General features: G+C 71.0%; 7 protein-coding genes. 2 read left to right on the top strand and 5 right to left on the bottom strand.

What is annotated here, in order from left to right:
- Positions 1-108: 108 nt before the first annotated feature.
- Together O7610_RS11000 and O7610_RS10995 are read left to right on the top strand one after the other, a co-directional pair.
- Complete coding sequence (locus O7610_RS11000) at positions 109-2625, top strand: hypothetical protein (RefSeq protein ID WP_289213198.1); 2517 nt, start codon at positions 109-111, stop codon at positions 2623-2625.
- Positions 2626-2632: 7 nt separating this feature from the next.
- Entirely contained in the window at positions 2633-4945 is a 2313-nt protein-coding gene (locus O7610_RS10995; RefSeq protein ID WP_289213197.1) for a hypothetical protein, read from the top strand.
- A gap of 77 nt (positions 4946-5022) precedes the next feature.
- Here O7610_RS10995 and O7610_RS10990 read toward each other — a convergent pair whose 3' ends face one another.
- From O7610_RS10990 to O7610_RS10970, 5 genes are read right to left on the bottom strand one after another with little or no spacing between them, the layout of a single operon-like run.
- Positions 5023-7479 (bottom strand): RAMP superfamily CRISPR-associated protein, encoded by a 2457-nt coding sequence (locus tag O7610_RS10990; RefSeq protein ID WP_289213196.1) that lies wholly within the window; start codon positions 7477-7479, stop codon positions 5023-5025.
- Positions 7476-8060, bottom strand: coding sequence for a type III-D CRISPR-associated protein Csx19 (gene csx19, locus O7610_RS10985; protein ID WP_289213195.1), 585 nt, complete (start codon positions 8058-8060; stop codon positions 7476-7478). Before csx19 ends, O7610_RS10990 begins: the two co-directional genes overlap by 4 nt.
- Positions 8057-9787: an RAMP superfamily CRISPR-associated protein gene (locus tag O7610_RS10980; RefSeq protein WP_289213194.1), complete on the bottom strand. Its 1731-nt coding sequence runs from the start codon at positions 9785-9787 to the stop codon at positions 8057-8059. Before O7610_RS10980 ends, csx19 begins: the two co-directional genes overlap by 4 nt.
- Positions 9784-12237 carry an RAMP superfamily CRISPR-associated protein gene (locus O7610_RS10975; RefSeq protein ID WP_289213193.1) on the bottom strand — a complete coding sequence of 818 codons (2454 nt, stop codon included), beginning with the start codon at positions 12235-12237 and terminating at the stop codon, positions 9784-9786. The genes O7610_RS10980 and O7610_RS10975 overlap by 4 nt, the downstream gene beginning before the upstream one ends.
- Positions 12237-13856 (bottom strand): Cas10/Cmr2 second palm domain-containing protein, encoded by a 1620-nt coding sequence (locus tag O7610_RS10970; RefSeq protein ID WP_289213192.1) that lies wholly within the window; start codon positions 13854-13856, stop codon positions 12237-12239. The genes O7610_RS10975 and O7610_RS10970 overlap by 1 nt, the downstream gene beginning before the upstream one ends.
- Positions 13857-14117 lie beyond the last annotated feature (261 nt).

The raw sequence follows: 14117 nt of genomic DNA, 5'->3' as shown, positions 1-14117 counted from the left end.
CAAGGCTGCCATCGGATACCCGACACCGCCTGCCCCGTGACAAATCCACTGAGTAACGTTGATCGGCTCGGCACCATCCCCCCGACCACCCCCTCGATTGGACGGGCCGTGTCCCCTCGCGTTTCCTTCGTGCTGCACGCCGTCGGGCACGCCGACCTCGGCGTACCCCCACCCGACAGCGCCGGCGCCACCGACCTGCTGCGGCTGCTCGACGAGCGGCCCGACGACGATGACCAGACCCGGCGGATCCTGCGGCTACGCACCCCGGCGCAGACCACCGGCGACACCGCGCCGCTGGCCGCCGCCCTCGCCGTACTGCATGCCGACCCCGACACCGCCGGCACCGCCGTACACCTGATCCTCGCCACCACCGCCCGGGTCGCCGCCATCGCCGCCGCGATCGACCGCGCCGTCCGCCGCCTGCCCGACCTGTACGGCGGCACCATCGCCGCCGTCACCGTCATGCACGGCGACAGCCTCGACGAGACCGACATCGCCACCGGCGTCACCCACACCCTCGACACCCACGCCGACCCGGGCACCGATCGGGCGTACGTCGTCTGGGGCAGCGGCTCCACCCAGACCGTCCTCGGCGCGCTCGACGCGGTGATCACGTCCGGGCTGCCGTGGTCGTTGATCCGGATCGGGCCGACCGTGGCGCCCCGGCACGCCGTCTACGACCCGACGGCCGGGTTGCCGGTCGACCCGGTGGTGCCGTTGCTGCGTCGCTGGCGTTACCACGATCTGCTGCGGGCTCTCGCCGATACGGGCCAGCTGAGCCTGACGGTTGAGCAGCGGCGGGTCGTGGACGCTGAGGCTGATCACTTCGGGCAGGCGTACGTCGTGCCGAACGCCGACCGGATGCGGGCCGTGATGGCCGCCGCGTTGATGCGCGGCGACGGCAGCAGCGGCTTCACCGTCCGCGCCTACGTCGCCCAGCGTTACCACGAACTACGCGCCGCCGACGGCTCCCCGCTGGACCTGCTCACCTGGGCCGAACAGCACGCCAAACGATCCCCGGTCACCCTCGGGGCGATGCTGCGGGTCATCCGCGAGCAACGCGCCGGGCATGCAGACCCGGCGGTACGGGCGGCGAAAGCCGCGCCCAGCGGCCGGTGGCTCGCCTCGCAGATCGTCCACCAGCTCAACGAGATGGGCAAAGCCAGCGCCCACGAACTCAAACCACCGGACCCGCCGATGCTCGACGCGCTGCGCCGACACCTGCGCCAACACGACAGATCCCCGGCCGCCGCCACCGCCGGTGGCGTTCCGACAGCCGGTGACAACGCACCGGCCGGGCTCGGATCGCTGACCCTGGTGCCCGGCGACACCGTCTGGTACCTCAGCGTCGTCGGCAACCCGTCGCGCGACGGCAGCCCGTACATCGTCGAACAGATCGTCCAGGCCGCCGCCGACCCCGACCGACGCGACGACCTCGACCCGGCGGTCCGCACCTACCTCGGGGTGCCGGCCGGCCAGCCGGTGCCGGTCAAGGCGTTGATCCTCGGCACCGCCGCCGGCACCTACCCGCACGCCCGCCAGGCCGCCGACCGGCTGCGGGCCGCCGGGCACACCGCCGTCGCCGCCCCGATCGCCGACCTCGGCGTCGCCGCCGACGACCCGGCCGCCTTCACCGAGCCGGCCGCCGCCGAGCTGCTGAGCCAACACGTCGGCCCGGACACCGGGGCGATCGTGCTGATCCCGACCGGGCCGAAGGAGCATGTGCTGACCCTGCTCGCCGCCGGGCAGCAGGCTGCCGCCGTACGGGGAATCCCGCTGTTCCTACGGCAGCTCGTCACCCGCGACCGGAGCGTGCTCGACGCCGGCACCCACCGGCTGCCGCTGCGCTTCGGCACCGACCTGGCCATCCTCGCCGCCGCCAGCCACGCCCTGGACGTCGCCGAACTCGACACCGCCGCCCGGCTGCTCGGCACCCTCGCCACCGGGCAGCCACTGAGCGCCCGCGCGGTGAGCCTGTCCGACGCGCTGCGCTGCGCCACCCAGCAGCTGCGTTGCTGGCCGGTGCCGGTGCAGGCCGACGTCACCACCACCGAGGACTGCACCTTCCGGATGATCGGCGAACGGATCGACGTGTGGGCCGCGCTGCCCGACGTCGACCGGGACGCCGCCACCGGCATGCGCGCCATCATCGGTGCCTGCGCCAGCACCGAACACTCCATCGACGCCAACCGGCTCAAGGAAGCCACCCGGCGGCAGGTGCTGCGACCGCTGTACGAGATCCGCAACCGGCTGCCGATCACCCACGGCCACGGCCGCGCCGACGGCGACACCCCGGAGCCGCTGAACCCGGAGCCGCTCGCCCCGGAGCCACTCAACCTGGAGCCGCTGATCCTGGAGCGCACCGGGGGAGCGCAGCGCACCGTCAGCGGGCTGCTCACCGCGATGGCCGCCGCCGCCCGCAGCACCTTCGGCGACCGCCCCGGCGCCGGCCCCCGACTGGCCGACCTGCTCGCCGAGCTGCGCGCCGACGTACGCCGGCTGCGCGACACCGAACACACCGAGCTGGCCTGGCGCGCCGAACGCGCCGGCCAGGCGGGTCGACCCGGCCTGCCCGGCCTCGGCGGCAACAGGCTCGGCACCATCGTCGACACCCGACCCGAATAGGACGAACGTGACCCGACCCGTCACCTACCTGCTCCACGCCGTCGGAAACTCCGACCTCGGCGCACCGGCGGGCCGCGCCCGCCTGTCGGCCGGGCAGGCCGACGCCGGTGACCTCCTCGCCCGGCTCGAACAGCGGCCCGACGACGACCCCCACACCCGGCAGATCCTGCTGCTGCGCACCCCCGAGCAGACCACCGGCCAGGTCGCGCCGCTCGCCGCCGCACTCAGCGCACTACCGGCCGATACCAGCGCCACCACCATCCACCTGGTGCTCCTGTGCACCCCGGTCGTCGCGCCGATCGCCGACGTCGTCGCGCACGCCCTCAACCGCCAACCCGACCTGTACGGCGTACCGGTCACCGCCGTCACCATCGTCCACGGCGTGAGCGTCACCGAACCCGACATCGCGTGCGGTGTCACCCGCTTCCTGCGCAGCCGCGCCGACTCCACTGCGGGGCGGGTCTACACGGTGTGGGGCAGCGGCTCCACCCAGGTCATCCTCGGCGCGCTCGACGCGGTGATCACGTCCGGGTTGCCGTGGTCGTTGATCCGGATCGGGCCGACCGTGGCGCCCCGGCACGCCGTCTACGACCCGACGGTCGGGTTGCCGGTCGACCCGGTGGTGCCGTTGCTGCGTCGCTGGCGTTACCACGATCTGCTGCGGGCTCTCGCCGATGCGGGTCAGCTGAGCCTGACGGTTGAGCAGCGGCGGGTCGTGGACGCTGAGGCTGATCACTTCGGGCAGGCGTACGTCGTGCCGAACGCCGACCGGATGCGGGCCGTGATGGCCGCCGCGTTGATGCGCGGCGACGGCAGCAGCGGCTTCACCGTCCGCGCCTACATCGTCCACCGCTACCAGGAGCTGCGGGAAAACGACGGCAGCACGCTCGACCTGCTCCACTGGGCGCAGCAGCGCAACGGGCGACGGATCGCCACCCTCGGCAAGCTGATAGGCACGATCGACCGGGAGCATCAGGACTCCGCCGTGCTCGACGCGAAGCGCACCGCCAGCGGCGAGTGGCTCCTCTCGCCGATCGTGCGGCAGCTCAACGAGATGGGCAAGGACAGCTCCCACGAACTCGCGCCGCCGCAGCCGGCGATGCTCGACGCCCTGCGCCGGCACCTCGCCGAACACGACACCGCCCCGGCGGCCGACCTGCCCACCCCGTCCGGACTCGGGCCGCTGCCCCTGGTGCCCGGCGACACCGTCTGCTACCTCACCATCCTCGGCTGGCCGGACAGCAAAGGCGGTGACTACGTCATCAAGGAGATCGCCGATGCTGTCCGACAGAACCGGTGGCGGCGGATCGAGAAAGACGTCCAGACCTACCTCGGCGGTCCGGTCGAGGTACCGGTGAAAATGATCATCCTCGGCACCGCCTCCGGGACGTTCACCCACGCGCAGCGGGTCGGCGAGCAGCTGCGCGCCGCTGGACACACCGTCGTCACCGCTTCGGTCGCTGCCGTCGGGCTCGACCCCGACGACCCGGCCGCGTTCACCGAGAAGGCCGCGGTCGAGCTGCTGAGCCAGCACGTCGGCCCGGACACCGGGGCGATCGTGCTGATCCCGACCGGGCCGAAGGAGCATGTGCTGACCCTGCTCGCCGCCGGGCAGCAGATCGCCGCCGTACGGGGAATCCCGCTGTTCCTGCGCCAGCTCGTCACCGAGACCCAGAATGTGCTCGACGCCGGCACCCACCGGCTGCCGCTGCGCTTCGGCACCGACCGGGCCATCCTCGCCGCAGCCAGCCACGCCCTGGACGTCGCCGAACTCGACACCGCCGCCCGGCTACTCGGCACCCTCGCCACTGGCAAACAGCTGCGCGATCAAGCGCAGTGTCTGTCAAACGCGTTGCGCCTCGCCGGCGAGCCGGAGGACTGGCCGATGACCATCGTGGACGCCGAGGACCGCGCCGTCCGGATGGTCGCTGAACGGATCGAGGTGTGGGCCGCGCTGCCCGGCATCGACAAGGACCCGGCAACCGGGATGCGGGCGATCATCGGCGCATGCGCCTGCGCCGAACGCTCAGCGGACAACCACGCACAGACCAAGACGAAGATCCGCAACGAGCTGACTTGGATGTTCGCCACCCGCAACCAGTTGCCGGTCACCCATGGGCACGGGCCGTTCGACGCCCGTGCCCTCGGCGACCTGATCCTGGAGCACACCGGGGGAGCGCAGCACACCGTCAGCGGGCTGCTCACCGCAATGGCCAACGCCGCCCGTGCCGCGTTCGGCGACCGACTCGGCAGCGGGCCCCGGCTGGCCGACGTGCTCGCCGAGCTACGCGACGACGTACGCCGACTGCGCGACACCTGACACGTCAGCCGGGCCGGCTGCCGGGCTCCGGTAGCGGGACCTCCACCGGAGCCTAGCCGGCTCACCACCGCGCCGAGTTACTTCTTTCCACCGCCGTTCTTTCCACCGCCACCGCCGTTCTTGCCGTTGCCCCCGTTACCGCCACCCTTGCCGCCAGCGTTGCGTTCCTTCTTCATCGGGTGGTACGGCAGGACGAGGTTCGCCGGATTGGACAGCTCACCCAACGCCAGCCGTCGGTCCTTCGGCCGGTTGTCCTTCTCGCCGATGGCGTCGTTGGTCACCCACCAGTCGTAGGTGGTGTTGCGTGGCGTCGACGGCTGGCCCGGCTGCGGCGGCGTGTGCTCCTTGTCGGTGTCCGCCGCCCGGGGGTAGTGCACCGGGGCGTTGAGGAAACCGTAGGCGGCGTTCAGGAACTCCGTCCGTACTGTTGGGAGATGTTCGCGCAGTAGTGCGTCGTAGTCGTCGATCAGCTGCCGGACGGCCGACACGTCGACCGGCTCCGGCGAGCGCGACAACAGTCGGTAGCGGTCCCGCAGCCGGTCGCCATGGAACAGCCTGGTGTCGTCCCAGTTCACCTCGGCCCGCACCGCGCCGAACCCGAGCGGCTTGCCCAGCCCGAGCTTGAGGCAGGCACCTTCGGGTAGCCACAGCAGCCACAGCAGCGCGCCGAGTTCGGTGTCGGTGAGGTTGTCGACCTGCAGCGTCAGCCGGAACTTCGTGCCCTGCTTCACCCACTGCGACACCGACGTGACGACGTCCACGTTGTCCTTGTCACCGTCGCGGACCGGCGTCCGGGCGTACTCGCGGTAGCGCGGGCCGGCTTTGACGTGCACGAGGTCCGGCTTCAGCGGGCCGGTGCCGTCGGCAGCCGGCGGATTCCAGTACGTGGGGGAGTGCTGGCCGTAGAGCACCTCCGCGTGGGTCAGGTAGACCTTGCGCCCGCGCAAGCGTCGCTCGGCCTGCTTGTCCTGCTCACCGGGCTTGCTCTGCTCGGCCGGGTAGCCCTCGTCGGCGTCCTTCGCCACTCCGTTGAGCGGCTTGCCGTCGCGGTCACCCAGGTAGAAGCGGAACTGTGACGGCTTGGGGGAGTTGAGGGCGACCAGCTGCAGCCCTCCACCGATCCGGTGCACGCTGCTCGGGTCCGGCGCCTGTGACTCGTGTGGCGGCAGCACCCGCAGATGCCCCCGATAGGCGGGGCCTTCGTCACCTCGGCGGCCATCCTGCCCCACCCAGCCGAATACCCGGTCGGCTGGCGACAGCTCCGAATGATTCTTCGCCGGACGGTGTGCTTCCGGCAGGCTCTGCTCCGGCGTGCCGGCAAACGGCACCCGACCGACCATCGCCGGGAACAGCCGGTTGGCCTGGATCGTGCGGCCCTTCGCCGAGTCGACCTCCTCGATCCTGACGTAGAGGGTGTCGTGCGGGCGCAGTTGCCTCCACCGCTGCGGCTGCCACACGTACTGGCCGTAGCGGGTGCTCGTGTCCTTCTCCCGGTGATGCGCCTGGTGGTACGAGTCGATCGTGGCCTGCCAGCCGTCGAGCAGCTGCTTGCCGACGGTGACCTTGGTCAGCTTCGCGTCGGCGGGGCCTTCGAACACCTGGGTGATCACGAAACGCTCGTACCGTTTCCGTTCACCGCCGGCCGGGAAGGTGCTGCCGGTACGGTGCAGCCGTCCCCGAACCTTGACCAGGTCATGTTGCGCATCGATCGTCAGCCCGCGGGTGCGCTTCTTCTCACGCTCGATGTCCTCGCTCCGCCGTTGTCGCGCCGTTGACTTGTCGCACAGCTTGCCCGGCTCAGCAAGGGCGGCGACCCGCCACAGCGGAAACTTGCCCAGCGCGGCGAAGTAGATCCACGCCTCCAACTCGGGGCTGCGCGGCGGATCCTCGCCGCCGTCCGTGCCGTGCCCGATCTTGCCACTGCAGCCGCCGGTGCACCCGCATCGCAGCGTCATCTTCGACCACACCGCCGTCTGCACCGGCCGCTCCAGTTTCTTGCCCTGCAGATGGTCCGGCGTGAGGGACTCGACCACCTGCAGGGTGGCGGTGTCGTCGCCGACCTCCAGCACCACCGCCGGTCGCAGGTCGGCGAGGCTCTCGTCAACAGTCGACCGGATAGCCAGCTGCCTGTCCTGTTGGAACACCCCGAACCGCGAGTTCGTGATCATCTCGTACGCCGAGCGCAGCGCGCCTTTTACCGCCGACCCGGCCAGCATCGGGCGGCCCTTGTGGTCCACCCGCACCTCCAGCGGCTCATCGGCGTTCGTGCTAGCGGCCGCACGTCGCCCATGGTCGGGGATCAACATCGGGGTACGGGTGGTGACGGTGACGCCTATCGTCCCCGTCCACCGGTCGGCGTGGTAACGGTCGTGGCCGACCGGCTTGCCCGCCAACTTGCTGTCCACCCCGCAGTCCGACAGCGACTCCGGCAGCTCTGCCCGGTCCGGGATCGACACGAAGGCGTACGGGTTGAGGAACCCGTTGCCGATCGGCAACGGCTCGGGTGCCTCGCTCGGCACCTGTGCGATCGTCATCGTGCGGCCCCCTTGTCCTTCGGCGTCGGAAACGGTCGGGCCACCAGCCCGACCAGACGTTCATCCACGACGGCCACGTTGCCGTGCTTGTCGTTCTCGGCGTACTCGACCGCCTGCAGCCACACCAGGGAGCCTTCCGGTGCCGGCCCGTCGACCGGCACCGGCAGCGTGCCGATCCGTCCGTCGTGCAGCGTCACCCAGCCGTGGTCGTTGCGTTCGCCGACCACGGCGCCCCACAGCAGCCGCTCGTACGGCTTGTGCTGCAGCCGCCACGGCACGCCTGGCCGGCTGTGGCCGGTGTCGGACTCGCCGACCCAGTGAGCGGTGCCCGTTCCGCCGCTGTCATGCAGCCAACGCAGTTCAGCCGAGCCGGTGAACGCCCGGAGCTCGAACACACCGGTCAGGTCGAGCGCCGACCCGTTAGCGCCCCTGGCCACCCCGTCGGAGGCGAACCGGAACCAGCGGACATCCGCCGGCCGGTAGCAGAAACCCACTCCCGACGTGCTCGCGGCGAACGCAGCCAGCGCCGTGCCCGCCGGGCCCGCGTCGACCGGACGAACGGTACGGATGACCCTGCTCATGCCGGTGCTCCTTCAGTCGTGGCCAGCCAGGCGGTGGTCAGCGACGCCGTCAGCTCCTGGTCGGCCAGCACCTGGGCCAGCGACCGGCCGTCGAGGCAGCTGAACCAACCGGTCATCGAGCCGGCAGTGAAGCGGACCTTGTCGGCGTCGACCCGCACGCCACCGGCACCACGGGCGGTGCCGTGGCCGAAGCCCAGCCAGCCGTCGCGCAGGTCCCGCAGAACCAGCAGCAGCAACGCCAGCGCGGCAAGCTGTTCCGGCGGCGGGGCGCACTGCCCGTCCTTGTCGGATTCGGGGTCCGGCTTCGACGGGGCCGGCCCGAGTTCGTTGACCCGCAGATCGAGGGTGATCGGGTGCCATGCCTTGTCGTCGGTGGTGTGCGGCTCCAGGGTGGCGAACAGCAACGCGTCCGCAGCACCGCCGGTCCACCGGTCCACCGCCACGTGGTGCGCGATCATGAACTTGATGCCCTTGACGCCACGGTTCAGCTCGTCGACGGCGAGCTGCAGGCGGCCCAACGCGACCCGGTGCACGTCTGCTTCCTGCTGGGTGCCATCCTTGCTGGCCGTGTTCGCGGTGTTGCCAGCCGCCTGCGGTTGATTCTTCTTTCTTTGTCTCGATCGTCTGTTGTCGGGCTTCTTGCCGATCTCGACACCACCACCCGCACTGTCACCGAGGCGTTGCTGCAGCATGCGCACCGCGTCCCACTGGGCCGCCGGCAAGGTGGCCCTGCTGGTGCAGGTGGTCACCTGCAACGCGCCGCGCCGTCCAGTCGGTTGATCCCGGTCGCTGCTGTCGCGGGCGGCGGCGGTGCCGAACAGTGCCGCCACCGAGCCGAGCCCGTCGGCGCGCATCTGGTCCAGGAAGTCCTCGGGCGCGGACTTGCCGGTCACCGTACGGGTGATCCGCTCGGCGTGACTGCGCAGCACACCTTTGATCGAGCTGCCGGGCAGTTCCAGATGGATGTCGGCCCCGTCGCGGCCGGTCAACGGAAACGCGCTGACCACGTCCCCGTCCGAGCTGACCTGCACCGCCAGCGGACCGTGCGGTCGCCACGGCACGACGATCCGCAGCACACCGGCCGGCACTTGATCCGGGTCCGCAGGGGGCAGGCCCACCGGCTCCCCACCGGTGCGTAGCGCGGCGAGCATGCCGGCCTGGGTGGCCAGATCCGACTTACGCCGTACGGCGTCCGTCAGCCGGACCAGGCCGAGCCCACGGGTGGTGGCCGCGCCGACGCTGATGCCGGGGCCGCGTAGCTGAGCCGCGACCGCTTCGACCAGGGCCTGCGCCGCCGCGTCGCCGTCTGCGGGGGCGTCGACCACCATGCGGAAGTCGAATCGGGTGCCGGCGGCCAGCACCTCCCGGCTGAACAGGTGCCCCTTGGCCGCCGCACCGTGGAACCGGTCAATCGACACGTGGTCGCGTACCTCGACGTGCGGGCCGTCGAGAGCGGGGGCGTCGTCGACCCGTACCCAGGAAGCCTGCCCGCCGTCGCCGTCCGAATCGGACGGCAGGCCCCACAGGGCGCTGTCGGGGCTCCCTGCACCGCGCAGCGCGGAGCGGATCACCCCGGCCAGCGCGGTGCCGGGCAGCAGCGGCCGGCCGGCACCGTCGCGGGCCTGGACCAGCTGTGCCGGCCCGGCGTCGAGACCACCGATGTGCACCGCCGCCTTGGCGACGAGGACGCCGGTCAGCTCCCACCTGATTGCCACCTGGCGGCTCATACCGGCACCTCCTCGTTGCGGTCGGCTTCTGGACCGGCCTGCTGGTCGTCGTCTGTCCCCGGGTTGCGGCGTCGTTCGACCTCGGCCCGTGCCACCTCGGTGAGCAGCCAACCGGCTGCCTGCTGGTACAGCTTGCCCGCGATGGGTTCCGGCGGGCGTACACCCAGGAGCGTCCACAGCTCCTCGTTGCCGCTGGCCAGCAGCGCCAGCTGATCGAGCCGCTGCTCGCCCCACACCTGCATGCGCGGCGGATTGCGGCGGGTCGCCGCGATCCAGCCCCGCAGCTGCGCCGGGCCGTCACCGGCGGTGAGCCGGTCGGCCAACGTGCGCAGGATCCCCAACTGCGCCGCGGTCGCGTTGCCCGGTACGAGAAGGTCGCGCAGGGTGTCGTCGGCTGCCCGGACCGCTGCCGTACGGTGCAGTTCCCGCCGCCAGCCACGCCGCAGCAGTTCGACCGCCAACTCCGGTACGTTATCCGGAAGCCACCGTCGAGCCGTGCCCTCATCGCCCCTGCTGCCACCCATGTTCTTGTTGGGCTTGGGTAGCCGAACCGTCTCCTGGCCGAGCAGCCAGGGCTGCAACGCCAGCCGGCCGTAGCCTTCGGCGGTCCGCTCCCCGAGCCCGGCGGCCTCGACCCGGCGCAGCGCTTCGTCGCCGGGCACCCCGCTCATCTGAAACCGCACGACGCTGCCGGCGGCGATTCCGGCCAGTGACGGGCGCGGCATCGACCAGCGGCGCTGCCATGACTCGACCCGCCGGGTGGTGACGAACTCCGCCGGTGGTTGTCCCGGCTCCAGCGGCGGCAGTGTCAGGTCGACGCCCAGCGCCTCGCCGAGCACGGTGCCCAGCAGGTCCGGACTGGTCACCGGCGCACCGGCCGGGCCGCGCAGCAGCAAATCGGACAGCAGCCAGACGACCAGCTCGCCCTCGGCCGGATTCTCGTCGCGGCTAATCAACACCGGCTCACCGGGCTGGTCGATGACCTCGACCCTGATGTGGCCGTAGTCGTCCTTGCGGGACCGCCCGATCGCGTGTTCGCCGTTGAGCCGGTCGGTTTTGAGCTGAGCGTCGGCGGGGAGCCACAGCTCGCAGCGCAGCACCGTGCCGGCGGCGATCGCCTCGTATACGAACAGGCCACCGGACTCCTCGGTCGGCCGCTGCGATGCGTCGTCGATGACGGCGTGCGCCTGCGTCACCAGGTCCACCTCGGCGATGCGGATGCCGCCGTCGACGGTGTCGCGGACGCAGAAGCCGACCATGGTCCGCAGTCGTTTGCCGTCGTCGCTACGGGGCTTCAGCAGATTCACCAGGACCGGTGGTTCGTCCGGCAGGTCGGGGTCGGCGTCCTTGAACTGATGCAGGGAACGGGGCAGCGGCAGCGACCGTTTGTTGCCGACCTCGACGGTGGCGTTGGTGACCACCACCTGACCGCTGGTGATCAGCTCGGTGGCGCGGTCGCCGAGCGCCTTGGCCACCATCGGCAGCAGCGACGTACCGGGCACGAATCGTTCGGACAACACCAGGTTGCCGAGCACGCCACGGGCCACCATCAACGGAGTGAGCGCGGTGATCCGCAGATCGTGGCGGTGCTCCGGCAGGGTTTCGGTCATGGCGCCGAGCGTCGCGTCGGCAGTCTCGGTGGTCGGCGCGGCATTTGTCGGCCTCACATCGGCCGGGGTCCTCGCCCGGTCGATCTGACCCAGCAGCGTGGCCAACTGGGTGCCGGCGCGGTGGCCGGCGATGGTGACCCGGCACCGTCCCGCGCCGCGTCGACGCTTGCCACCGATGGCGTCGACCAGCCGGGCGGCGGCCAGCAGCAGCAGTTCGGCCTCCCATGGCACCGGGGCGCCGACGTCGAGCCCCGGAAAGTCCAGATGCCAGTCGGCGGTCACGGTCAACCCGACCGCTGCCCGTTCCTCGATGCGGAACATGTCGTCGGCTGCGGTGTGCCGATACTGGTCGATCTGCACCCCGGGGCGCAGCAATACGGCCGCCTCCCGGGCCAGTCGGCGGTCACGGTCTTCGAACGCGGCGACCGCCTCCCGTACGTCGGCGTGCAGGCGAAGCGGCCGGGCCTGCAGCGCTGCCGGAACCGGCATCGAGCGTGGCTGCGGTCGCGGCTCGCCAGCTGCGGCGGGGCCGAGTCGTTGCAGGGACGACGCGCCGGGCTGGCTGCCGAAGACCGCCTCCACCCAGGTGCGCCAGGTGCCGGTGACGCCTTCGTCCAAACCGGTGGCGACGGTCTCCGCCGCGTCACGCAGGACCGCCGCGAGTGCCTTACCGCGTAGCATCGGCAGGCCGTCGGCGTCGCGCTGCACCTCGCGGTCCACCGCGCCGTGCCGGCCGGTGCCGGTGCCGCAGCCCCAGTCGCTGAGGAACTCCACGTCGACGGTGAACGGCTGGCCGTTGCGCAATTCGGCGTTGCCCGCCGCTGACTTGGTGTTGGTCATCAGGCAGCCTCCCTGGACGGCGCAGTGCGGATGTCGTCGAGTTCCGCGGCGGTGTGCGGAGCGGTACCGGTCGCCATGTCGATCAGGTCGATTGCGCCGAGGATCCGGCTGAAAGTGACGCCGGAGTCCGCCGGCGGTTCGTCGACCAGCAGATGTTCCCGCAGGAACGCTTCCGCCTTCTCCCTTTTGGGCGCCCATACGGTGACCTGGTCGCGAGCCCGGTTCGTTTCGGTCCGGCCGGCGAGCAGCGCCTGCCGCAACCGGTGCAGAGCACTGCGGGGTAGTACGGGCGGATTGTCCTCGCTCGACTTGCGACCCAACTCTTTGGCCACCGTGCGCAACGGCGTGACGTGGTGTGCCGCCGCCCAGCCGCCTTCCGCCGGCTCGCCGATGACCACCGGACCGGGCCACAGCCGCAACTCGGCCTCGTCGCCATCGGCCACGGTCAGCGGTGCCCGGATCCGTCCCAGATGCTGCCCGATCGAGTCGTGCAGCACGTGGAAGTCCAGCGCACCACAGCTGGGATCGATACGCTTGATCTGTTTGGCGGAACTGCACAGTTCCTCGGCCAACTCGTACGCCTGGCTGAACGGGTAGTGCGGTTTGACGTACGCGATCCCGGCGCAGGCGGTGAGCCCTGGCAGCTGCACGTCGGCCAGCACCTGCGAGATGGTTTCGTTGCCGGCGGCCTGCTCGGCGAACCGTTCCACGAAGGTCGCGGTCACCTCGAACGCCGGCCGGGCGTCCATCACCACGGTCACGTCGTCACCGCCGACGACCAGTGGCAGCAACCAGCCGGTCCGGTCGTTGACCTGCTCGACGGCGTACCGCAGCGCGGCGACCGTCACCTCGTCGAGCGCCCGGCTGAAGGCACCCAGCTTGGCCAGGAACTCCTGACCGCTGTACGCATCGGCGATGCTGCGGAACACGCTGCCGATGCCGTTGCCGTCGGCGTGCATCACCGCCACCCAGCCGGCGTTGCTGACCCCGTCGTTCAACTTGTCAGCCTGGACCACCGCCGAGTCGACCAGCCGATCGGCCATCCGGTTCCGGCCGGCGTTGCGCCGCCGCCAGGCCGCGTCGACCTTAGCCGCCCTCGGGTACGGTGTGCCGCCTTCGTCGCCGAACGCGGTCGATGGCTGCCCCGAGTAGTGGCAGGGCCGGGTGAACGGCAGCGTTGGGTGCCGCAGCAGCGGCGACGGGCGACGGCTGCGCCACGCCGCCTGCAACTGGTACGCCCGGCTCAGTCCAGCCGCCAGGTCGGCGTCGCCGTTGACCGGCTTCGGGTCAACGGTGCCCCAGATCTCCAGCCCTGGCGCCTGATGCAGTGCCCGGCGGGTCACCGCCCGGATGACTGCCCTCCCGACGGCGGCGTTCCGGGCCAGCAGCAGTGCCTTGCCCGAGGCAGCTACCACGATCTCGACAACGTCCCGTCCGGACCTCTCGTTGATCCTTCTGACCACCTCGGTCACCCACTCGGTGCCGCTCCGGAAGATCAATTCGCTGGCCCCGACGTTCACCGCCTGTTTGTTGCTGGCGAACACGTACGCCTGATTGGCGCCGGTCTCTATCACCACCCAGTGCCGGCTCTTGCCGCTCGCTGGAGACTGGCTGCTCATCCGTTCCCCTCTGTCGTTCCGGTGCCTGTACTTAAGACACGGACGGACAGGCGGACCGCGGATGCCGGTCCACCGCTGCTTCGAGGGCAGCCGGCAAACATATCCGACCCGACTGGCCAGCCGCACCAAACCGGTAGACAGATTTCAGACAACCGCCCGGGTACGCCGATGTCCCGACCGGACGCATCTGCCACCGGCACCGGTGATCCGCAATGCTCGGCGATGTCGTAGCGTGCACGGCCGTGGTAGACGTCTACGCCG

Source organism: Solwaraspora sp. WMMA2065, from assembly GCF_030345075.1.
GTDB lineage: Bacteria > Actinomycetota > Actinomycetes > Mycobacteriales > Micromonosporaceae > Micromonospora_E.
This window is presented reverse-complemented; position numbering and strand designations above follow the sequence as displayed.